The organism is Chroococcidiopsis sp. (assembly GCF_051657925.1).
In the GTDB taxonomy this organism is placed as follows: domain Bacteria; phylum Cyanobacteriota; class Cyanobacteriia; order Cyanobacteriales; family Chroococcidiopsidaceae; genus Chroococcidiopsis.
In genome coordinates this window covers 1-21,761 of sequence record NZ_JBOFLP010000072.1, presented here as the reverse complement: position 1 = coordinate 21,761, position 21,761 = coordinate 1, and the positions used below count along the sequence as shown (strand labels likewise).

21 protein-coding genes are annotated in these 21,761 nt (G+C 44.2%); 17 read left to right on the top strand and 4 right to left on the bottom strand.

Features of this window, described 5'->3' with window-relative positions; translation table 11 throughout:
• The 6 genes from ACRC32_RS05580 to ACRC32_RS05555 all read left to right on the top strand — a co-directional run.
• Positions 1-677: helix-turn-helix domain-containing protein (locus tag ACRC32_RS05580; RefSeq protein WP_438553061.1), on the top strand; the 677-nt coding region annotated here is incomplete at its 5' end.
• Between the two features lie 38 nt (positions 678-715).
• Positions 716-934: a hypothetical protein gene (locus ACRC32_RS05575; RefSeq protein WP_438553060.1), complete on the top strand. Its 219-nt coding sequence runs from the start codon at positions 716-718 to the stop codon at positions 932-934.
• Between the two features lie 527 nt (positions 935-1,461).
• Positions 1,462-1,839 carry a YdhR family protein gene (locus ACRC32_RS05570; RefSeq protein ID WP_438553062.1) on the top strand — a complete coding sequence of 126 codons (378 nt, stop codon included), beginning with the start codon at positions 1,462-1,464 and terminating at the stop codon, positions 1,837-1,839.
• Positions 1,840-1,927: 88 nt separating this feature from the next.
• Positions 1,928-2,182, top strand: coding sequence for a DUF1830 domain-containing protein (locus ACRC32_RS05565; RefSeq protein ID WP_438553059.1), 255 nt, complete (start codon positions 1,928-1,930; stop codon positions 2,180-2,182).
• Between the two features lie 175 nt (positions 2,183-2,357).
• Positions 2,358-3,035, top strand: coding sequence for a carbonic anhydrase (locus tag ACRC32_RS05560; RefSeq protein ID WP_438553058.1), 678 nt, complete (start codon positions 2,358-2,360; stop codon positions 3,033-3,035).
• Between the two features lie 164 nt (positions 3,036-3,199).
• The gene (locus ACRC32_RS05555; RefSeq protein ID WP_192158240.1) at positions 3,200-4,210 is read left to right on the top strand and encodes a bestrophin family protein; all 1,011 of its coding nucleotides are present in this window, start codon (positions 3,200-3,202) and stop codon (positions 4,208-4,210) included.
• Between the two features lie 77 nt (positions 4,211-4,287).
• Here ACRC32_RS05555 and ACRC32_RS05550 read toward each other — a convergent pair whose 3' ends face one another.
• The 4 genes from ACRC32_RS05550 to ACRC32_RS05535 form a co-directional block, all read right to left on the bottom strand.
• The gene (locus ACRC32_RS05550; protein WP_438553057.1) at positions 4,288-4,884 is read right to left on the bottom strand and encodes a GUN4 domain-containing protein; all 597 of its coding nucleotides are present in this window, start codon (positions 4,882-4,884) and stop codon (positions 4,288-4,290) included.
• Positions 4,885-4,949: 65 nt separating this feature from the next.
• Complete coding sequence (locus ACRC32_RS05545) at positions 4,950-5,192, bottom strand: hypothetical protein (RefSeq protein WP_438553056.1); 243 nt, start codon at positions 5,190-5,192, stop codon at positions 4,950-4,952.
• A gap of 160 nt (positions 5,193-5,352) precedes the next feature.
• A complete protein-coding gene (locus ACRC32_RS05540; RefSeq protein WP_438553055.1) occupies positions 5,353-8,628 on the bottom strand; it encodes an efflux RND transporter permease subunit in 3,276 nt (1,091 codons plus the stop codon).
• A 73-nt stretch (positions 8,629-8,701) separates the two neighbouring features.
• Positions 8,702-9,940 (bottom strand): efflux RND transporter periplasmic adaptor subunit, encoded by a 1,239-nt coding sequence (locus ACRC32_RS05535; protein ID WP_438553054.1) that lies wholly within the window; start codon positions 9,938-9,940, stop codon positions 8,702-8,704.
• 758 nt (positions 9,941-10,698) lie between these two features.
• Between ACRC32_RS05535 and ACRC32_RS05530 the strand changes: the two genes are divergently transcribed.
• The 11 genes from ACRC32_RS05530 to ACRC32_RS05480 all read left to right on the top strand — a co-directional run.
• Entirely contained in the window at positions 10,699-11,952 is a 1,254-nt protein-coding gene (locus ACRC32_RS05530) for an NAD(P)/FAD-dependent oxidoreductase (RefSeq protein ID WP_438553053.1), read from the top strand.
• Positions 11,953-11,968: 16 nt separating this feature from the next.
• A complete protein-coding gene (locus tag ACRC32_RS05525) occupies positions 11,969-12,124 on the top strand; it encodes a hypothetical protein (protein ID WP_438553052.1) in 156 nt (51 codons plus the stop codon).
• Positions 12,125-12,473: 349 nt separating this feature from the next.
• Positions 12,474-13,979, top strand: coding sequence for a GMC oxidoreductase (locus ACRC32_RS05520; protein WP_438553051.1), 1,506 nt, complete (start codon positions 12,474-12,476; stop codon positions 13,977-13,979).
• 34 nt (positions 13,980-14,013) lie between these two features.
• Entirely contained in the window at positions 14,014-14,196 is a 183-nt protein-coding gene (locus tag ACRC32_RS05515; RefSeq protein WP_438553050.1) for a hypothetical protein, read from the top strand.
• Between the two features lie 66 nt (positions 14,197-14,262).
• The gene (locus ACRC32_RS05510) at positions 14,263-15,015 is read left to right on the top strand and encodes a type 1 glutamine amidotransferase domain-containing protein (RefSeq protein WP_438553049.1); all 753 of its coding nucleotides are present in this window, start codon (positions 14,263-14,265) and stop codon (positions 15,013-15,015) included.
• Between the two features lie 180 nt (positions 15,016-15,195).
• Positions 15,196-15,999: an SDR family NAD(P)-dependent oxidoreductase gene (locus ACRC32_RS05505; RefSeq protein WP_438553048.1), complete on the top strand. Its 804-nt coding sequence runs from the start codon at positions 15,196-15,198 to the stop codon at positions 15,997-15,999.
• Between the two features lie 72 nt (positions 16,000-16,071).
• The gene (locus ACRC32_RS05500; RefSeq protein WP_438553047.1) at positions 16,072-16,377 is read left to right on the top strand and encodes an antibiotic biosynthesis monooxygenase family protein; all 306 of its coding nucleotides are present in this window, start codon (positions 16,072-16,074) and stop codon (positions 16,375-16,377) included.
• Between the two features lie 503 nt (positions 16,378-16,880).
• On the top strand, positions 16,881-17,633 hold the full coding sequence (locus ACRC32_RS05495) for an SDR family oxidoreductase (protein WP_438553046.1): 753 nt from the start codon (positions 16,881-16,883) through the stop codon (positions 17,631-17,633).
• 67 nt (positions 17,634-17,700) lie between these two features.
• Complete coding sequence (locus ACRC32_RS05490; RefSeq protein WP_438553045.1) at positions 17,701-20,091, top strand: xanthine dehydrogenase family protein molybdopterin-binding subunit; 2,391 nt, start codon at positions 17,701-17,703, stop codon at positions 20,089-20,091.
• A 108-nt stretch (positions 20,092-20,199) separates the two neighbouring features.
• Positions 20,200-21,117, top strand: a complete 918-nt coding sequence (locus tag ACRC32_RS05485) for an FAD binding domain-containing protein (protein ID WP_438553044.1) — start codon at positions 20,200-20,202, stop codon at positions 21,115-21,117.
• A gap of 219 nt (positions 21,118-21,336) precedes the next feature.
• Positions 21,337-21,761, top strand: a 425-nt coding sequence (locus ACRC32_RS05480) for a glycosyltransferase family 2 protein (RefSeq protein WP_438553043.1), incomplete at its 3' end; no start/stop codon positions are given.

Genomic DNA, 21,761 nt, shown 5'->3' with positions numbered 1-21,761 from the left:
TTCGATTGAATGTAGGAAAAGCCAAGAAGAAAGTTGCAGTTTCTTTAAGTAATGGGTGTGATTTTATGAACTCTAATCGCTTACTTGAGAGCCAAGAATTCCACACTGTCGATATAGACTCGCTGATTGAAAATGCTAGAATGGTGGGATTTCAAAAGTTCTTGCTTCAGTCTCATCCTCTTTTGAGTAAAGTTTTTGAATTTATCGAAGCACGTTATTGCGATTCAATTAGTCTGCGAGAGGTAGCTGAAGCGGTTGGTCGTTCTCCGGCGTACTTGACTGACCTTGTACGACGGGAAACTGGAAAAACTGTGCTGAGCTGGATTGTAGAACGCCGCATGGCAGAAGCACGCTGTCTATTACTTGAAACTGGTCAGTCAGTAGAGCAGATTGCTGAAGCAGTAGGTTATTTTGATAGACGGCATTTCAGTCGCTTGTTTCTCCGGTTCCACGGATTGACTCCACAAGCTTGGCGGAGAAAATATCAAAGTAGGAGCGTTCCACTTTTGCAAGTAGACCTGAAAGAGGAAAAGCCAAGCAATCTGATTGAGCAAAGAGCCAAAACTATAACTGCTGTAGAAGCTCAAAGACTACAGGTTTGTATACAAGAGATTGTTGAGATTCTGTATCAGAACATAACAATCGGTCAAGAAAACTTGAATGAGGCTTTTCTGTAGGCACTTGTAAATGATATCTATTGGAGTTTATTCAACTCATGAATCAACATCTATTTCACGATGAAATTACTCTGGCAGAACAAGCAGAAGAATTAGCAAAAAAGGCAATTAAGTTAGGGTTAATTCCAAGTTTTGTCGTCCGCCACTTTCCAGATAGTTGGGAATTCTACATTCCTAACGAAAAAGAATCTGCTGCTCTGTCTCCAGAAGAAGCATATCTTCAGTTAAAGAAACTAACTGGAACTTTTAGCAAGTAGAGACGGAATAAATCTGCTAGTCTTCACTTCAATTGAGAGCCAGAAAAAAGATAGCAGACTTGTCCCCAAAGTTTAGCCCTTGTGTTTGTATTTAGAGAGACATAAACTAATACAAAGTCACGTTCCTAACAACCAATGACGGAAGCAGTGCGGAACGTATTGTGTATACGATCTATGTCTTTCACAATACATTCCGCTTTTTCATATTTATGAAACCACAATTGGTCAGCCAATCGAGAGCTGAGAAAAAGCGCTTTTGACTCTTGCGTACTGCCGCAATTAAAAAGGTAGTAATAGAAGCCAGAACGGGAGAGAAAGTAATGCGATCGCTACCTTCTAATAGTCTGTAACAAGTACCCTTAAGCAAAGTTTTGTCTGGACAGTTTAGTTCATAAATTCTCTTACTTAAATAGACAAGCTAATGCTTAGATATAGCTTTTATTTAACCTTGTTTATTTAAGCCGCGATGACCGTAGACGCAGTACGCCTTGTTTCAATCAATCGAGTTGATGAGAAAAATGGCAAAAATTATTCAAATCGACTTCAAGCGCGATCGCTCGCAGAAGAAAACAGCTAGTAGTAGAACAGTCATGCTGGACTTTACCCAAGCGCTTGCTCAAGTTCCGGGGCTAATCCAGAAAATTTGGATGATTAACAATGAAACTACTTCAAAAGCAGGGGGTATTTATCTGTTTGAGGATGAAGCAAGTGTTTTTGATTATTTCAATGGACCAATATTTAATCGGATTGTCAGCGATCCAAACTTTGAAGAGATTGTCGTTAAATCATTCGATCTTAATGAAAAATATAGTTTTCTAGCCGAAGGCTCTGTTACCGATTTACTCAGCTGTTTAAGCGGTTTCAAGTCAAATAGTTTTAAAACTAGTAAAAGTATTTTGTTTTAATAAGAAACATTTTATGTTTCATGACTGTATTGGTGTGAATGCGATGGACTGAATCTGACAATTTGATTTGGTAGGAAAATTGTAACAGATGGCTCTTATATTTGCTCCTCCACAAACTCAGCGTTCTCTACAGATTCTTTGTTGCTATGTGAATAGCACTCGAAAAATTCAGATTCTCAGAATTACAAATGTTTCAGATTGTCACTTTGAGCGCGTTATTTTTTCAGGACAACGTATTTTATTTAAGGCTCCGAGAAATGCTCAGTTAGAAATCCATACATGCGATATGTGCAGTGCAATCTTGTCAGATAAGATACTTTGCGATCGCCTCCGATTGGATTGACTGACAGCGCTCTTTTAAGTAAATTTAAACTGGAATAGAGAAGGCGATCGTAAAAATAAATGTCGCTACGACTAAATTAATGAATTCATTAAAAAAATTATAGAAATAAGTTTTTAAATATACGTATTTGTTTGCCCGCTCTCCTGTAGTTATCCATTTAGCGAGGTATCAAGCAATGTCCATGCAAGATATGGTTAAAGGTGTAGAGAAGTTCCGCATCAATTACTTTTGCTCTCACCAAGAGATGTTTGGGCGGCTGGCTCAAGGTCAGGCTCCCCAGGTACTCTTTATCACTTGCTCTGACTCTCGAATCGATCCAAATCTGATTACTCAAACTCAACCAGGCGAACTGTTTGTCATTCGCAATGTTGGTAACATCGTTCCACCTTTTGGTACTGCAAATTTTACTGAAGCCGCAGCAATTGAATATGCGATTCAGGCTTTAGGGATTAAAGATATTATTATCTGCGGTCATTCTCACTGCGGCGCTATGAAGGGGTTGTTGCAATTAGGTAGCCTCGCTCAAGAGATGCCTTTGGTTTACGAATGGTTACAGCATTATGCAGCAGCTACTCGTCGCCTAGTTCAGGATAACTATCAAGAATATGAAGGTGAGGAACTTTTAAGTCTTACCGTTAAGGAAAACGTTTTGACGCAGATAGAAAACTTAGAGACTTACCCAGTCATTCGCTCTCGACTGCGATCGGGGCAACTCTTTCTTCATGCCTGGGTTTATGAGATTGAGAGTGGAAATGTTATTGCCTACAATGCCAACTTAGGTCAATTTGTCCCGATTAAAGACCCACTGCCTGTACCTGACCCTATAGCTGCTGACACAATACTGCTCAGTTAAGATTCGATCCCCCCAACCCCCCTTTTTAAGGGGGGCTAAGAATAGCTTTTTTCCCCCTTTCCAAAGGGGATTAAGGGGAATCTCCAAGGACTATGTACTCTAACCGAGAAGTATTGGCTGCTGGTACGCACTCAGGTTTATCGGAGTTAATGGAGTTGTAAAATATGAACTTTATCAAGCCTAATAATGCCCTAGAGCAGTGCAAACGTTTGCTCAATAAGGCAAGAAACACATTTAAAGGAAAGCATCACCTGTACACTGGTGAAACACTAAATTGGTTTCAAGTCATTTTACGGCTTGAAAGAACAGTTATTCCCGTCATTTTTCCTTGGGTACTTTTTTGTAGTGGATATGGTTTTTTCATATCATTAATCCACTATTTTGACACGGATATAGTATTTCCCGAAAAAAATGGTGTCATTACTAATGCCATTTTAAGTTTCAACGTGGGGCTAACTTTATTGTTAGTTTTTCGCACGAATACAGCTCACGATCGCTTTTGGGAAGCCCGCAAGCTTTGGGGAAGGCTAGTCAATACGGTTCGGAACTTAGCTCAGGGAATTTACATAGTTATCAAAGATAGCTCGCCTCAAGAAAGAGTAGAAAAAGAGGCAATTCTCAAACTGTTAGTTGCTTTTCCAATTGCTATGAAATTACATCTAAGAGCAGAAGTAATGGACAAGCAGTTAGCCTCATTGATGTCTGAAAATCAGTACTTTAAACTCAAAACTGTTCGCCATTCTCCACTACAGATTGTCTTTTGGATTAGGGATTATCTGCAACATCAGTACGAACGTAATTGTGTGAATATCTATCAATTAACTGCTTTACACGCTCTGTTAGATGAGTTAATCAACATTTTGGGAGGCTGCGAACGCATTTTGAAAACACCACTACCTTTAATCTATTCCATTAAATTTAGACTGCTGGTATTAATCTATTGTTTGATATTACCGCTTGAATTAGTGAAAAACTTGACTTGGTGGACTGGTTTAATTATGGCTTTTGTAAGTTTCACCTTGTTAAGTATTGAACAAATTGGCTCAGAAATAGAAGAACCTTTTGGGTATGATGCAAATGACTTACCCTTAGATGTAATTTGCAACACTATGCTACAAAATGTTGAAGAGTTAATTGCAGTTGCTCCCAGCAGCAGTTGTTCTTGGCGAGTATAAGATTGCGAACGAGTTAACATCTAATAATTTCTCGATCGGCACGAAAACATAGCAATTTTAGCTATGCTGTTGCCGATCTAGAGATTGCATGTGAGCAGACGATTGAAGAAATAGTTAGTCATTTTTGAACCAAAGGGCGAATTCCACCACCGCGAGGGATGGCAGCCTATCGGCGCAGCAAGAGTGTAATCGAGGCGATCGCATTTTTGCCATTTGCCATCGACGCGCCAGCCTATGCGATCGCCGAAGCGTTCGATAACTGTATTATCCTGGGCAATAGTGGTATTAAGAGAACCACCTACGTTTTGATAAATCTGCATCTGCACGCTGAAGCCAAAGCGACCCTTGCTATAAGTTGTCCAGAGGCTGTCAATTACGTGCAGTTCGTTACAGGGAAACCGCTTCACGTCTTCAGGGGTGATAGATTCAAGCTCTCGCTGCCCTGTTATCGCAAGGATGACCCGAATAGTTTCCCAGTCCGCTTCTTGTAAATTTCCTGCTGCTAATAAATCTCGTAGCTTTTTGTATTTGTGGATATCTGCAACTAGTCGCAAATCATCCTCTGACTGCGTAACTCGTTCGCTAAGGCAAGAGAAAAGCTGGTTGAATTGCTGTAATTGCTCTTCCATCGCGGCTAAACGAGCAATGACTTCAGACTCATGTGTAGTAGACATTAGATTCCTATTAAATTACTTGACTTGAGTTCCCGATCGGATAAACAAACGAGCTGCTACTTATTTTATTGCTCTATTTCTCTATCCCTTGCAGTTTTCAGCTCTCGAAGGCATTCTTGTCCAGCACCGACAAGGAACCCTAAACTAGCACCAATCAAAGCATATTTTTTATGCAAGTTCTGGTAAGATTGGCTTTCGTATTGAAGTTGATTAAAGTTACGCTGACCAATTTTGGTAGCAGCTAAACTAACAACTACGCCGACGAGAGCAGTCATAATTCCTGAAAAAATAATTAGCCTGAGCTTCATAGTTGTCCTATAGAGTAAATTGGATTAGTGGTGTAAGAAAAAGGAATAGAACAGATAGAAAATGGTGACAGCAAACAAAATGTGGTTAAGATAGTCGTTGAAATTCCATTTACGAAACATTACCGTTACCTCGGAATACTACTTGAATAAATCGAATAGTTCATTCGTTTTGAGAAGAAGCTTGAAAATTGGGAAGAACCTGCTCCCTCTCGTCTTGAACCTGCGGTTGTTGAAACTGTCCTGACTCGCCAGGTAAACCTGATTTACCTGATTTTAAGAAACGCTCTTCTAGTTTCTTGATCGTGACGTACAGAACTGGTACTAAAAACAAGCTTAAGATTGTCGAAATGAGGTAGCCACCAAAGAGCGCTGTCCCTAAAGACCAACGACTCATTGCTCCAGCTCCTTTAGCAATCACCAGAGGCCAGAAACCGACGAGACCAGCAAAGGCAGTCATCAAAATCGGTCGCAAGCGTTCTTTAGCAGCTCGAATTGCTGCCTGGGTAATATCCATACCTGTCTCTAACGACTGGTTAGCAAACTCTACAATCAGAATTGCGTTCTTACTCGCCAGACCAATCAACATCACCAAAGCTACCTGGGCATAGATATTATTGTTAACCACTGGCCAAACTCCACCAGCTTGAAAAATATTTGCCCGTATGACAACTGCACCAATGGCACCCAAGATCGCCAAGGGTACTGTAATCATAATGATGGTGGGATCGACGTAGCTTTCATACTGAGCGGCTAGCACCAGAAAAACCATCACAAAAGCTAAACCAAAAATAATCGGTGCAGCACCCCCAGAGGATTTTTCCTGAAAAGCAGTTCCCGTCCAGGCGTAGCCAAATCCTGGTTGCAACACTTCTTGAGCGACCTCTTCCATCGCTTGCATGGCTTGTCCTGTACTGTAGCCTGGTGCTGCTGCGCCTTGGATTTTGATTGCAGGATAGGCGTTGTAATGGCTCACAATTGGCGGATAGTTCAATCTTGTCAAGTTCACGACATTGCTCAGTTGAACTAGGTTATTATCTTGAGAGCGTACGTACAAACGACTTATATCCTCGGGATTAGAGCGCACCGTTCCTTCCGCCTGGGCATAAACTCGATACAGCCGCCCGCCAAGAACGTATTGGTTAATGTATCGTGCGCCTAAATATGTCTGTAAGGTATTGAAAATGTCGTTAATTTCGATGTTCTGTGCTTTAGCTTGGCTGCGATCGATGGAAATTTGCATCATTGGCGTACCAAAGGTAAATTGAGTAAACACTCCCGCCAATTCTGGTCGTTTCTGAGCTGCGGCGATCGCCTTTTGGGTATTGTCGATCAGCGCTTCCATAGGAAGAGCGGCTTTATTTTGGATGTATAACTCAAATCCACCTGTAGAACCTAGTCCATCTACTGGCGGTGCGTTGACTGCAATTGCCCGAGCTTCTGGAACTTTTGCCTGTAACCCTTGGTTAACCTTTTGCAGAATCCCAAAAACTGATTTATCTGCACCAGGACGCTCCTCCCAGTTTTTCAACTTGACAAATAGAAGTGTCTTGTTACTAGCATTTCCTTCAAACCCATAGCCAGCAGTACCAAATGCATGTTCGACTTCGGGTAACGGCAGCATCACTTCTTTAGTAATTCGCGTCAGTAGCTCGGCACTATAGTTTAAAGAAACCCCCGCTGGAGCTTCGACGATAGCAAACAAATAGCCCTGATCCTCTTCAGGGATAAACCCTTGGGGAGTTGTCTGATAGATCCAACCCGTCGCGATCAATCCGGCAATAAAAACAGGAATGACAAGCAGCCGAATCCGAATCAGAAATTCTACTGTCTTGGTATATCCCGTTTTAAACCAGTCAAAAACCTGATTAAACCAACGAAAAAACACTCCCAAAGGTCCGTGTACTTCCTCCTGACTTCGCAGGATAATAGCTGACATACTAGGAGAAAAGCTCAGGGCGTTAAAGGTAGAAATGGCGATCGAGAAAGCAATAACCAGAGCAAATTGCTTATAAACAATTCCTGTCGTACCAGGGAAGAAAGTCACGGGAATAAAAACCGCCATGAGTACAACTGATGTCGCGACAACTGCCCCTGTCAGTTCCCCCATAGCATCTAAAGCTGCTTGCAGTGGTTTCATTCCTTGAGCTAATTTTGCAGATATTGCCTCTACCACAACAATTCCATCATCTACCACGAGACCAGTTGCTAAGATGATGCCAAATAAAGTCAGTTGATTGAGACTAAACCCTAATACAAATGCTAAAGCCATTGCTCCAACTAGCGACACTGGAATGGCAATAGCAGGAACGATGGTGGTGCGCCAGTCCTGCAAAAAGATGAAGATGACTAAGAACACCAACGCGATCGCATCGATTAGGGTTTTGAAGGCTTCGTCGAGGGAAGCTGCCACGAATAAAGTATTGTCTAAGGCGACTGCCGCTTTCAATCCAGGCGGAAAATTCTGTTCTAGCTCCGCCATTTTTTCTTTGACCAACTTAGCCGTGTTCCAGGCATTTGTACCAGGAAGTTGGTAGACTAAAAGACCGACTGCTGGCGCGCCATCGAACATAGCGTTGGTGCTATAATCTTGCGCCCCTATTTCCGCTCGACCCACATCTTTAATTCTGATCAGCGTACCATCCGCACCTACTTTCACCACTGTATTTTCAGCTTCTTCGGGAGTCGTGAATCGACCGGCTGCTCTCAGAGCAAATTCGTAACGCTGCTCGGAGGGAGTGGGCTGCTGACCAATTCTCCCTGCTCCTACCTGAATATTCTGTTCTGAAATGGCATCGATCGCATCCTGAGCCGTCAATTGTCTAGCGGCAAGGGCATCGGGGTCAAGCCAGATACGCATGGCATACTTCCGTTCTCCCAGAATTACGGCGTTACCCACCCCCTCGATCCGCTTGATTTCATCGAGAATTTGGCGATCGACATAGTTACTCACGAAAACAGGATTGTATGTGAATCGATCGTTCTTATCCTTGTCGGAATAAAAGGCGTAAGCAATCGTAATTGTTGGAGATTGTTTTTGGGTGATGACACCAGTTCGGTTCACCTCTTCCGGTAACTCGGCTTGAGAAACGGCAACATTATTTTGGACAAGAACTTGAGCGGTGTTCCTATCCATTTCCGTTGGGAAAGAGATGTTGATACTTGTATCACCATTATTCGTCGTTTGAGAGGACATATATACGACCCGCTCTGTGCCATTGATTTGTCGCTCCAGAACGGTGGTGACGTTTTCCTCAGAGGTTTTGGCATCACTACCCAGATAGTTAGCAGTTACAGTCACCTGCTTTAGAGCCATTTCCGGCAGCTTATCCAAAGGAAGCAGGGGAATACAAATTCCGCCGATCAAAAGAATCAGTACAGTGCAAACTGTAGTTAAGATCGGTCTTTTGATGAAAGTGTTAGCAATACTCAACAGCATAGTCCAGGAGTTCCTATTAATTGTTGGGACAGTGGAAGTGTTGGGACAGTAGAACAGAGCTATTGCTTAGAATTTAGGATTCAGACGCTATCGGCTGAACGGGAGCGTTATCTCTTAAGTTCAAAATTTCCGTGATAGCAATCTTTTCTCCTGGCTTAACTCCATTGAGTACTTGGTAATTCTGACCTTTGATGTTTCCCAACCGTACGGGCTTTTGCCGCACAACTGTTTTGCTCCCTTGTTGCTCAACGCTATAAACAAAGCTTTGGTCACCGATCGTAAATACGGCATCTGTAGGGATTAAGACTCCAGGGCTTTGGCTCCAAATCGCTCTTGCTTTGACAAATTCCCCATCACGTAAATTACCATTACGATTAGAAAAGCGAGCCTTAGCTAAGATTGCTTGATCCCCAGTGTTGACTTGAGGGTTAACAAAAGAAACACTGCCTGTGGCTATGCGCTTATTTGTGTTGGGGTCGATCAATTCTACAGGCAACCCTAATTTTAGTTGGGATGAGTGTTTGATCGGAACCGAGAGCCGTAGGTCTACGGAGTCGTTCTGGGTGATGTTGGTCAGAGTTTGACCAATATTAACGTAGTCTCCCACTTTGACAGGAAAATCTCCAACTACGCCTGCGATCGGCGCTAGCACTTGTTTGTACTGAAGAGAAACATTGACAGCATTTGCTTCTGCTTGAGCCTGCTTAATTTCAGTCTTCATCTGATTAGAGCTGGATTTGGCAGCTTCTACATCTTCCTCAGCAGCGTGGAGGGCTGCAATGGCTGTATTCAAATCTCTATGCGCAATATCTAATTGCTGCCTAGCTTGTACTCCTTCGTTGACTAGTCGCTCGGCTCGCTGATACTGTATTTTCTGAAGTTCTACTTCTGATGCAGCTTTAATTTTGTTAGCTTCTGCTGCTTTTAGTTGCGCTAAAGCAGTGATGCTGACTGCTCTAGCAGAGTTGACCTTAGCAGTAGCACTGGCATATTCGGCTTGAGTGCGATCGGAGCGGAGCTGTACAATTGGCGTTCCCTTGTCAACTCGATCTCCATTGGAGACGTGAATTTTGACAATCCGACCCTCAATCTCTGGTTGTAGGACAACTCTCTTGACAGCTTCTAACGTGCCGACAAATTCAGAATTATCTTGAACTAAACTAGATTTGAGTGTTTGCAACTTGATAGGAATAGCAGCAGGGGATTTGCTTGCTGTAGCAGGAAGCGTACTCGATTTGCAGCCACTAGTGAAGGTGGAAGCTAGAAGGGCTACACCTAGTACTTTTGCTGTTAGTAAAGCGTTGTATTTCATTTTAATTTTCCATTAGTATAGTTTTACTTTTTTTACTTTGACTTGATATTTTTTACTAAATATTAAGTAGAAATAAAGTCGTAGCTTTGTGTTTCTAAACAATATTAAGTGTCAATAAAAATTAAAAAAGATTAAGTAATGAAAAGTTTTTCTGTTTCAAGTATATGAAAAAAGAATTTGAGCAATGAGGGGATCGCACTGGTAGTATTTAGCCTCGTGTTTGGCGGTCGATGTATACTCGCCCATTCTAAGAGTGAGGCTGTAAGGTCACTAGGGTGAATATTTCTGAGTAAGTTTGTTTTTTTTTGCTCAATACAGAACAAAAGCTGGAAAAATGCACTGAAGAAAGGGTTTCATCAAAAACGCCACATTATTTGGGTAATTGTTCGAGTGGTTTTCCAACTAATAAATTAAATTGCTTGCGAAGCAGCTTTTAACAAATTCAGATGACGATCGCCTGCGATCGCTAGAAATATTAATAACAAAATGTAGTTCGCTCGGCTATAAAAGCTTGGGCTGAAGATTGTTGCGATCGCTCGATTTGTTACGCTTCTTTTGTACAAAGAATACAGACTTACTCCGAAAGAGCGATCCTTGCGACCGCACTTGGTAATTCTTACTATTTAGTTAATCTATAGAGCGAAATTGCCACTCCTAATTCCAAGATTTACGGACTAATCAACTGCTTAGTTTTTACTTCGTCCGCTACCGCTCAGTTTATCGATTTCATCCCAATCTGGTACATCTTTGGAGGTCAAATGAGCCAATCAACGCTGCGAACTGCGATCGTGGGTAGTGGTTTTACTGGATTGTTTACTGCCCTTTACTTGAGTCATCTAGGCTATACGGGTCAGATAATTTTGATCGATCGCTCCGAGCGTTTTGTTTTTAAGCCCTTGCTATTTGAATTTCTCAACGGGCAGATGGATGCAAACCAGGTTTGGCCCCAATATGAGGAACTACTTCAAGGAAGTGGTGTGACATTCGTGCAGGACACCGTTGAGCATATAGACTTAGCCGGACGCAAAGTCGAACTGGCTTCTGGCTTGCATTATACCTACACTCATCTCGTGCTTGCTGTAGGAAGCACAGTGGGATACTTTGGAACTCCAGGAGCTGAAGAATACTCTTTCCCGTTTCGCAGTGGGCTGGATGTCCTCGCCCTACGTCAGCATTTACGCCAGTCTCTACAACGCGCCAGCCAAATTGAAGATTCCCAGTTGCGCCAGAAATTACTGACAGTTGCTGTTATCGGTGCAGGTCCAACGGGTGTCGAACTAGCAAACACGTTGGCGGATTTGTTGCCTAACTGGTATGCCAAGTTAGGTGGCAATCCTCACGAGATCCGGCTAGTGTTGATGAATCGCAGTCAAAATATTCTCTCTGGTGATGTGAACGCTTGTTTGCGCGAGACTGCTTATGCTGCTCTACAGAAGCATGTCGTTCCAGTTGAACTATTGACTGGAGCTGCTGTCACTGCTCTAAGTTCAGGCAAAGTGGAATATACTCGCGACAACCAACCTGCCGTGCTTGAAGCTGAAACGATGATTTGGACGGCAGGTACAGCCATCAATCCACTAGTCAAAAAACTCCCGATTTCCGACGAGCAGCGCGACAAGCACGATCGTCCCTTCATCACGCCAACCCTTAACCTAGTTGGCTATCCAGAAGTTTTTGCTGGAGGCGACTGCGTGACGTTGCTCAAGCCCGAGCCAGCTCTGGCACAGGTTGCCTATCAGCAGGCGAAGGCGATCGCCCGTAACTTAGTTGCTGTTTCAGTAGGTGAGAAACCCAAGGCTAGTCGCGTATTCTTGCGCGGAACGTTGATGAAACTGGGTACGCAAGAGGCTGCTGCTGAAATATTTAACAAGCACGAAGTTAAAGGCAGGATAGGTCATGCAATCCGTCAACTAACATACCTGGAAATGCTGCCTACACCAGTCCACAATTTAAAAGTCACTACTGAATGGTTCAGTGAAGAAGTGTTCCATCACGCTAAAAATTTGGTTTGATTCCACAGAAATTGTTATGAAAGTTGGAAACATTCTGCTATTGCTTGCGATCTCAATGACGATTGCGATCGCTGTTCAAATTCTCCATTCTTTGCCTGATGTGTTATCTACTGGAATGGTGGTTGACACTCTACCAATCATGCATGTACCGCTTTTGCAATCCGCTTTGTAGAGCTAACAGCATACTAACCATTCTTCAATTTTCTTCACACGGTAGGTATTAATCTATTCCTAAAAAATGCAATGAGTTTCATTTCGGCGCGACTTCAAAGTGATGCCAAATCCCAAATAGTTTGAGCTTAAAAACTCACTACAATTATGTACTTTTCAGCTAATTTTAGAGTGTAAAGAATGCACCCTTACTTCAAAGATTTAACTCTTGTTATCGTATTTTGCAAGATCTAAAATTTGAAATATTGGAATCAACAAAATTCACTTAAATCAGACCAAAAAGGACAAGAGCAACATTATTAATGTGAGATATATACACAACAGCTCATAAATTGTGATGTGGAGGTTTTATGGTTCATAAGCTACATAAAAGTGATGAGTCTGTAGAAGCTCTTGTTATCGGTAGTGGTTTTGGCGGAGCCGTTGCAGCTTTACGCTTGGGACAAGCAGGTATCGATACAGTAGTGCTAGAGCGAGGTCGTCGTTGGCAGATTACGCCTGCCCAAAATACTTTTGCTACTCCTCATAATCCTGATGGTCGAGCCGCTTGGCTTAGTCCAGCAACTATATTCGGGCAGCCGATCGATGTCCATACAGGCGTGATGGAAACCTTAGTTGAAGATGGAATTATTGTTTTAAATGGTGCTGGAGTTGGAGGCGGGTCATTAGTTTATAACAGTATTATTTATCAACCCATTCCCGAGTTATTTCAAAAGGTTTTTCCTAGTTCGATTAGCTATGATGAATTGGCTGAAATTTATTATCCTCGCGTCCATTCAATTTTACAGCCTTCGCCAATTCCTCCAGATATTTTAAATACTATTTACTATGATACGACGCGGCTATTTATTCAACATGCTACTCAAGCAGGATTCCGCAATCATTTACTAGAACTAGCCGTTGATTGGGATATAGTTCGTGAAGAAATTAACGGAACAAAAGTACAGTCTACTATTGTCGGAGACCATTGGTGGGGGATCAATAGCGGCGCTAAAAAAAGCTTGGATCGCAATTACTTATTCCAAGCCGAGAAAACTGGTTTCGTAGAAATACTTCCTCTACATGTAGCAATCGAGATTGCCGAACATCCTGAAGTTGGCTACCAAGTTTCATGTAATCAAATAAATGAATCAGGAGAGGTTGTTGAACAAAAATCTTTTCGCTGTCGCTATTTATTTTTAGCAGCCGGATCTATGGGGACTTCTAAACTTTTGGTCAAAGCTAAAGCAACAGGTTCATTACCTAGATTAAATGACTACGTCGGTAAATTTTGGGGTTCTAATGGCGACACCATTGCTACTCGTTCAAATTTACCACCTGTATCTGGTAAAGGAGGACCCGCGGGTGCAGTGCTAGAAAACTTCGATGACCTCGATCGCCCGATAGTACTGATAAATCTTGAAAATTGGGCTAGTCCTGAAGGAACGCAACAGTGTCTTGGTTTGGGTCTACCCTCACACAGCGGAACCTTCACGTATGATGCGTCCACAGATTCTGTCAAGTTACACTATCCCCGAGAAACCCAACTCATGGCAGACACAGAGAAAACCTACAAAACTCTTGACAGTAAAAATGCCATTTCTACCAAAACGCCTGTGACGGAAATGAGATTTTATACTCCCACGACCACAAACCGACCTACCTCTGAAACTGATGTTGTTATCACTGCCCATCCACTGGGGGGAGCAGTTCTAGGAAAAGCGTGCGATGACTACGGGCAAGTATCTGGTTATCGAGGACTTTATGTTGTCGATGGTGCGCTGATTCCTGGCTCTACAGGATGTACAAATCCTGCATACACGATCGCAGCTTTAGCAGAACGCTGTATGGATCGAATCATCGCAGATATTCACTAAACCACTAGTTTTTAAGGCATTGTTAACTTAATGAATGACACGAGCTGAGATTATTTGGAAGACTTTACCTATAACCACATCGTCTATGTTGTACCGCAAGCTGTTAAACAAGCTGTTAAACAAGCAATGCTACATTCCTTTAGTCATTGCGATCGCTCGGCTCAAGAGCTACAGCGCGGCTCAAAAAAAGATTTTTATCAATGGCGCGCATGGCTAGAAAAGCCTTAACAATTGTTTGCTCTATCTATTTACAACTGTAATACCAAGGAGTGTATTTTATACCATGAAGATTCTCATACTGATGACCAACTCAGCCACCCTCACTCTATCAACTGGAGAGAAACATGCTTCGGGATTTTGGGCTGAGGAGTTTGTCCTTCCTTATCAGATCTTTAAGCAAGAGGGATATGAAGTTGATGTAGCGACAATAGGTGGTCTTGCACCAAGCGTGGATAAAACCAGTATCGATCCGAACTTCATGCCATACGTCAGACCAGTAGGATCGCAGGTAGATGACTCCGAGCAAGCCAAAGAGTTTATCAAGTTTATTGAAGCATCATCCGATCTCAAAAAACCCCTGAATTTGGATGACTTTACTAAAGCACAAATCGCTTCCTACGATGGTATTTTCCTGAGTGGAGGTCATGGTGCGATGCAGGATATGCCGAAGTCAGATGCGATGACGCAACTGTTCCGTTGGGCGATCGAGTTGGACAAGCCAATAGCAGCTGTTTGCCACGGAGGAAGCGGACTTTTAGCGCTGAGAACCCCCGAAGGTCGCTGGCCGTTTGAAGGCTACCGCATGACCTGCTTCTCCCACGAAGAAGAACTAGTGACACCAATAGCAGGGATGCTACCCTTCATACTACAGTTTGAGATAGAGCGGTTAGGTGGCATTTACGAGAAAGCGAATGTTATCTGGGGTTCGCACGTAGTAGAAGACCGCAACCTTGTCACGGGGCAGAATCCTTATTCCTCTGATGCGGTAGCCAAAGCCTTTGCTAAGAAATTAAACAAAGTTAAAGTTCCAGCCTAGAAGTTGGCACACCTGGAAATAATTGGGATTGGGGGTAAGAGAGTTTGGCAAGTGCGATCGAGAGGACGGCTGTATAGACAGTATAGTTACTTCCCCAAATTAAAGTTGCATTTTTTAGGAGGAGCAGTCTTTAATGTAAGACAGTCAAACGACAAACAATACTTTTTGTGAGTCAAGTTTATGGATTTACAGCTACGTGACAAGCGGGCGCTGATTACCGGTAGTAGTAGCGGTATTGGTGAGGGCATTGCGAAGGTGCTTGCTCAGGAAGGCGCGATCGTTGTCATACACGGTCGAAAGGAAGAACAGGCGAATCGAGTAGCTCAGGAGATTACCTCGGGCGGTGGAAAGGCGGTGGTTGCCATTGGAGATCTCTCAACGGATGAAGGCGCATATCAAACCGCAGACAAAGCGTTGCAGTCTCTTGGCGGCGTGGATATTTTGGTCAATTGTGCGGGCATGTTTCTCAACCGAGGCTGGATGGATACTCCAACCGATGGATGGCTCCAAATGTACAACGCCAACGTAGTTTCTATGGTGCGCATGATTCGCCTTCTAGTACCCCAAATGAAGGAACTCGGCTGGGGGCGTATTATCCAGATTGCCAGCACCGAAGCGACGCAGCCTTTTGCAAATATGCCCGACTACGCGGCTACCAAAGCGGCAATCCTCAATTTGACGGTGAGCCTATCCAAGGAGTTAGCACAAACGGGGGTAACGATCAATTCAATCAGCCCCGGCATTGTCCGAACTTCAGGACTTGAGAGTTTTTTCCGCGAAACCGCAGCTGTCAAAGGCTGGGGTACGGATTGGGCAGAGATTGAAAAAAACGTACTCAAAGAGGTTTGGTACAACCAAGTCGGTCGTTTGGCACGGGTTGAAGACATCGCAAATCTTGTTGCTTATGTAGCAAGCCCCCTTTCAGATTTCATCAACAGTGCGAACCTCCGAGTGGACGGTGGGGGTACAAGTACTGTTAATTGAGTTAATAACTTACGTTTCTAACGCGCTACGCTCTTTTCCGTACACGTTGAATTCATCTATGGAGAAAGCCTCATGGTAATTGAAATCATTAGGTACAACATTCCTGCTGGTCAAGAAAGTGCTTTTGAATCTGCTTACGAACAGGCACAGCAATATTTAGCAGAATCTCCTAACTGTCTGGGCTATCAGCTGGCTCATTGTGTAGAGGAACCAAATCGTTATATTCTTCGCATTGATTGGGATTCCATTGAAGGTCATATGCAGGGTTTTCGGAACAGTTCGTATTTCCCAAAGTTTTTTCAATTGGTATCTCCTTACATTAAGTCAGTTGATGAAATGCAGCATTACAAACAGACACCTATTGTCCTGAAAAAATAAAGGTCTATGGGTGAGCATAAGCACCCTATTTGCATATGTCATGGCTTATAGTGCTGGAAAAGTAGCGCACCTTTTGGAGGAGCTGTTCGAGTATTCTCTAAAGCCACTGCATCTACTAGCTTCAGGAGTTACGCACTTGAAGTTTCAGATCTCGACGATCCCTCCTAACCTCCCTTAAAAAGGGAGGAATAAAGCCCCCTTAACAAGGGGGTTGGGGGATCGACTGCATATCTCCTGTAGCTTTTTAAGAGGAGATCCGCACAGTTACTGCTAGAGTTAGCAGTAGCGCTGGATCTCCACAATCTTAGTGCCTTTTTTTAAAAACCTAGTTTTGTCCATATAGGCTTCCTCCGTGCTAAACCCCATGTGGTGACTCGGGGCGATCGCGCGTTGGGTTCGATGTCTCAGCTTACACAAGAAGATACGACATCGACTCCCTAACCCAATCGCAACAATCATTAGAGCTGAATGCATCAATTTAACTGACAAAAAGGAGCAAAGGCATGACGGATCGATTGTATGGAAAAGTCGCCCTAGTTACTGGGGCTTCATCAGGTATTGGTCAGGCAACAGCACTTGCATTTGCACGCGCTGGAGCGAAAGTCGTGGCTGCCAGCCGTCGCGATGCCGAGGGACAGGAGACCGTGCGTCGCATACAAGAGGCAGGAGGTGAAGCCCTTTTCATCAAGACTGATGTGTCAAAAGCTACTGAAGTAGAGGCGCTGGTTAACAAAACGATGGATACTTACGGTCGTTTAGACTGCGCCTGCAACAGCGCTGGTGTTATCTCGGCATCTAGTCTACTCACCGATGTGTCAGAAGATGAATGGGATCGTCATATCAACGTCAACCTCAAAGGAACGTGGCTTTGTCTCAAGTACGAGATTCCAGCGATGCTCAAACAAAAGAGTGGCGCAATTGTGAACTTGGCTTCTGCCGCTAGTATCGTTGCCTTTGCGGGTTATGCCGCTTATGCTGCGACTAAAGGCGGAATCCTTGCTTTAACGCGATCGGCAGCGATAGAGTATGCCAAATCTGGTATCCGTATCAATGTCGTGAGTCCTGGTTCCATCAATACCGATATGTTAAACAGCGCCACTGAAGATATAGTTACTCAACTTGCAGCAGCGCATCCCGTAGGACGTGTTGGCGAACCAGAGGAGGTAGCAGAAGCTGTGGTGTGGTTGTGTTCAAAAGCAGCTTCCTTCGTCACCGGACATAACATGCTGATCGATGGGGGATATAGCGTTCAGTAAGGTGAGCGAGATAGAAGCAAGGGCGATCTCGGCAAACAATTAAGCACGAGCGTAAAAGAGGAGCAGCATGGCTAACAAAATCTTAGGGACATCGGTTAAGCGACGCGAAGATCCAGAACTTCTACGAGGGGAAGCCAAGTTTACAGCCGACATCACGCTGCCTCATATGCTGCACATGGCAATTTTGCATAGCGAACACGGTCATGCACTGATTCAAAGTATAGATACTAGTGCCGCAGAGCGAATGCCTGGGGTTGTACGGGTGATTACTGGAGTTGATACTAGTTCAATTATGCCCCTACCGTGCATCATGAATCCTGGTGGCGCAGAATCTCGTTTTCCCTCATACCCCTACGGACTACCAGGAGCCCAAACTGTTCTAGCTACAGACAGGGTTCGTTACATTGGCGAATTTGTGGCAGTGGTGGTAGCCTTAACCCGTCAGCAAGCCTATGATGCCCTGCCAGCGATCGAGGTGAAATACGAGCCGTTGCCGGCGATCGTCAATGCAGAAGAAGCACTTCAGCCCGATGCGCCTCAACTACACGACACAGTACCCAACAATCTCAACCAGTACATCTCTCACGGGGATAAACAGGCGACGGAGCAGGCGATCGCCAACGCTGAGGTGGTTGTCAAGCAAAGAATTCGCTATCAACGAGCGATTCATAATCCCGTAGAACTCCGCGCTTCCATCGGCGATTATAACCCTGAGACTGGGGAGTACACTCTGTGGACGAATACCCAAATTCCTCATGGTAACCGCTTTCTGCTCTCTCAACTCGTGATGGGTATTCCCTACAACAAGCTGCGTGTCATCGCTCCCCATATTGGCGGCGGCTTTGGTTCCAAAGGTTATCTTTACCCAGATACGGCTCTTGTACTTTTTTTATCTAAGGAGCTAGGTCGCCCTGTCAAGTGGGTTGACACGCGCCGAGGCTTAGCCCGCTCTACAGTACAAGCTCGCGACCAAATCCAGTACGTAACTATAGCTGGGACGAAAGACGGTCAGATTACTGCCCTTCATTGCACTAACTACGCCAATTTAGGAGCTTACCCAGCTACGAATGGTCCAGGCGCTCCCGCGATACTCACAGGTTGCAGCATTACCGGAGTCTATGCGATCGAGCATCCCTTCTATGAAGTCTACTGTATGTTTACTAACCTCGTTCCCAATGGTCCGGCTCGGGGTGCTGGTCGTGCTGAGGCAATATTCCTGATCGAGCGCATGGTCGATCTCTTCGCACAGAGGATTGGTATAGATCCTGCTGAAGTACGCCGTAAAAATATGGTTGCTGCCGATCGATTTCCCTATAAAAACGGTTTGGGCTGGACTTATGACTCTGGTAACTATGAGGTAGCGCTCGACAAAGCTCTAGCGACGATCGATTACAACAACGTCGCACAACGGAAGGTGGAAGCTAGAACGCGCGGCAAACGTCTCGGAGTTGGAATTGGTTCATATGTAGCGATCGCAGGTGTTGGTCCCTGCCCCCTTATGGCTAGAGACATAGGTTTGAATGGGAGTACTTGGGGAAGCGCCCACATTCGCGTTCACCCAACGGGTGATGTCACTCTTATTACTGGGGCGCAACCTCACGGTCAGGGTCAGGTGACATCTTTTTCTCAGATTATTGCTGAGGAGCTTGGTGTTAACTTAGAGCAAATTGAAGTGCTGCACTCCGATACTAAGGGTGCTATCTATGCACAAGGAAGCTATGGTTCGCGCTCCTTCAGCGTGGAAGGAGCGACAGTGTATAAAGCTACCCAAAAGATCGACGAGAAAGCACGTCAAATGGCAGCCCATATTTTTAAAGTGGCAGAGTCAGAGGTGGTAGCCGATCGAGGTAAATTTTATGTTAAAGGCGCGCCCGAGCAGTTCAAAACTTTAAAGGAGATTGCGCTGGCGCTTTGGTACGCTTGGGATTTACCAGCAGGGATGGAACCTGGGTTGGAAGCGATCGCCTATTTCGATCCGCCAGACTTTAATTATCCTTTTGGCACTCACATTGCTCTGGTCGAAATTGACGAACAAACTGGTCAGGTTGAAGTCGTTCGTTATGTAGCAGTAGATGACTTCGGCAATGTGGGAAACCCGATGATTGTAGATGGTCAAACACACGGTAATATCCATTTTGGGATCAGTCAAGCCCTGTTTGAAGAGGCTGTATACGATCGCGACGGACGAATTCTGACGGACGAATTTACGACATACGCGATCGCGAAAGCTTCCCAGTTACCCAAGTTTGAACTCGATCGCACTGTCACACCTACTCCTCATAACCCTCTTGGAGCAAAGGGAGCAGGTGATGTCAGCATTACGGCTGTACCTCCGGCGATCGTCAACGCTGTTTGTAACGCTCTTTCCGACTTGGGAGTCGCTCACATCGATATGCCTGTAACGCCGGAAAAAGTTTGGCGGGTGATGCGTGAAACCCCCAGGAATAATGACTCTTGAGTAGGGCGATCGCGAGATCGTGAGTCGTGGGTTACGGACAGAATCCATCTACTACTCCGACTAAATTTTTTCTACTAACGCAGAACAACTGATAATGGATAAAATCACATGATTCCAGTTCAATTTGACTACGCTGCACCTGAAACTCTGGAAGCTGCGGTGAATCTGCTAAAAGAGAACGAAGGAGCGCAGATTCTTGCCGGTGGTCATAGCTTACTGAGAGAAATGAAGCTAGGTCGAGTCTCTCCCTTATTACTAGTAGATCTAGGGAAAATTCAAGGTTTGCAGGGGATCGAACTCGATCGCGATCCGAACGGTGTCGTCCAAATTGGTGCCATGACTACCTATGCCCAAACCGCTAATGCCCTCAAGATCAAGGAAAACTATCGCGCTCTGGCTGAAGCAGCGTTGAGCATTGGAGATGCCCAGATCCGCAACTGGGGCAGAATTGGTGACATCTTCACCTACCATGACTTAGCCTGCGATCTGCCTGCCGCTGCTTTGGTTCTAGAAGCAACGTTCAACACGATTGGTTCAAGCAGTCATCGTGCGATTCTGGCTGAGGAGTTCATCAACGCCTCTTTCAATATGGGGCTGGAGTCTGGTGAAATCGTCACTTCGATCGATCTACCACCCTATGTTACCGGAACTAATAGTGCCTACGAAAAGTTCCAGCACCCAGCCAGTGGCTATACTATTTGTGGCATTGCGAGCTTGATTAGGCGATCGTCCAGCGGTATTGTGAGTAAATGCCGTGTCGCTGTTACTGGCGCTCATGCTCATGCTATCCGTCTGCGTCAGGTCGAGGCAGCACTGGAGGGCAAAGCACCGACAACAAAAAACATTGCGGCTGCGGCTAATCTGGCGGCAGAAAGCGTGTCTATAAGCCAGGAAGCTAGCAGAGTACTGGATAGCCTTTCTAACAACTACATCTCAGCAGAATATTGCACTCACCTAATGGGTGTGCTTACTGCTCGATCTCTCACTCGCGCTACCGAACGTGTCGAGATTCGCAGTCATATTTGATTTGCAACCGAGAAATGCGATCGCAGTCTTTTCACTATTACTTTATCATCTCTAAACCCATTTGCATCTGTAAGCAGAGAAACTAAAGTAGCTGTAGGAAAATGTCTATAAACTAGTGCCTGCAACTTATGTGCTGGAATACTGGGAACATATCCCTCATCTGTCCATTTCACAGCCAGTCGTCCGTGTCTTAATCGATCTCATTATGTTTAGGAGATAATGTTGGAAACGAAATTCAGTAGTTCTGTCACAAATCCGTTAGTTAGTATTCTTATTAATAACTATAATTACGGTCAGTTTTTAGGAGAAGCGATTGACAGCGCCCTTAACCAAACTTATTCTAACATTGAGGTAATTGTAGTTGATGATGGTTCTACTGATAATTCTCCTAACGTGATTTCTGGATACGGCGATCGAATTATTTCAATTTTCAAAGAAAATGGCGGACAAGCTTCTGCTTTTAATACAGGGTTTCTTGCTAGCAAAGGTGAAATTGTTTGCATTTTAGATTCTGATGATGCTTTTGACCGAACGAAGGTAGAAAAAATTGTTGAAATTTTTCAACTAAATTCAGATATTGGTTGGTGTTATCATCCTCTCAAGTTGCTCGATTATAGTAAAAATACGGTTATAAGAAGCGATCC

Excerpts from the sequence above, each read along its gene's own strand:
- ACRC32_RS05575 (WP_438553060.1), top strand. The coding sequence starts at position 716 with ATGAATCAACATCTATTTCACGATGAAATTACTCTGGCAGAACAAGCA.
- ACRC32_RS05565 (WP_438553059.1), top strand. The coding sequence starts at position 1,928 with ATGGCTCTTATATTTGCTCCTCCACAAACTCAGCGTTCTCTACAGATT.
- ACRC32_RS05560 (WP_438553058.1), top strand. The coding sequence starts at position 2,358 with ATGTCCATGCAAGATATGGTTAAAGGTGTAGAGAAGTTCCGCATCAAT.
- ACRC32_RS05555 (WP_192158240.1), top strand. The coding sequence starts at position 3,200 with ATGAACTTTATCAAGCCTAATAATGCCCTAGAGCAGTGCAAACGTTTG.
- ACRC32_RS05550 (WP_438553057.1), bottom strand. The coding sequence starts at position 4,884 with ATGTCTACTACACATGAGTCTGAAGTCATTGCTCGTTTAGCCGCGATG.
- ACRC32_RS05545 (WP_438553056.1), bottom strand. The coding sequence starts at position 5,192 with ATGAAGCTCAGGCTAATTATTTTTTCAGGAATTATGACTGCTCTCGTC.
- ACRC32_RS05540 (WP_438553055.1), bottom strand. The coding sequence starts at position 8,628 with ATGCTGTTGAGTATTGCTAACACTTTCATCAAAAGACCGATCTTAACT.
- ACRC32_RS05535 (WP_438553054.1), bottom strand. The coding sequence starts at position 9,940 with ATGAAATACAACGCTTTACTAACAGCAAAAGTACTAGGTGTAGCCCTT.
- ACRC32_RS05530 (WP_438553053.1), top strand. The coding sequence starts at position 10,699 with ATGAGCCAATCAACGCTGCGAACTGCGATCGTGGGTAGTGGTTTTACT.
- ACRC32_RS05525 (WP_438553052.1), top strand. The coding sequence starts at position 11,969 with ATGAAAGTTGGAAACATTCTGCTATTGCTTGCGATCTCAATGACGATT.
- ACRC32_RS05520 (WP_438553051.1), top strand. The coding sequence starts at position 12,474 with ATGGTTCATAAGCTACATAAAAGTGATGAGTCTGTAGAAGCTCTTGTT.
- ACRC32_RS05515 (WP_438553050.1), top strand. The coding sequence starts at position 14,014 with ATGACACGAGCTGAGATTATTTGGAAGACTTTACCTATAACCACATCG.
- ACRC32_RS05510 (WP_438553049.1), top strand. The coding sequence starts at position 14,263 with ATGAAGATTCTCATACTGATGACCAACTCAGCCACCCTCACTCTATCA.
- ACRC32_RS05505 (WP_438553048.1), top strand. The coding sequence starts at position 15,196 with ATGGATTTACAGCTACGTGACAAGCGGGCGCTGATTACCGGTAGTAGT.
- ACRC32_RS05500 (WP_438553047.1), top strand. The coding sequence starts at position 16,072 with ATGGTAATTGAAATCATTAGGTACAACATTCCTGCTGGTCAAGAAAGT.
- ACRC32_RS05495 (WP_438553046.1), top strand. The coding sequence starts at position 16,881 with ATGACGGATCGATTGTATGGAAAAGTCGCCCTAGTTACTGGGGCTTCA.
- ACRC32_RS05490 (WP_438553045.1), top strand. The coding sequence starts at position 17,701 with ATGGCTAACAAAATCTTAGGGACATCGGTTAAGCGACGCGAAGATCCA.
- ACRC32_RS05485 (WP_438553044.1), top strand. The coding sequence starts at position 20,200 with ATGATTCCAGTTCAATTTGACTACGCTGCACCTGAAACTCTGGAAGCT.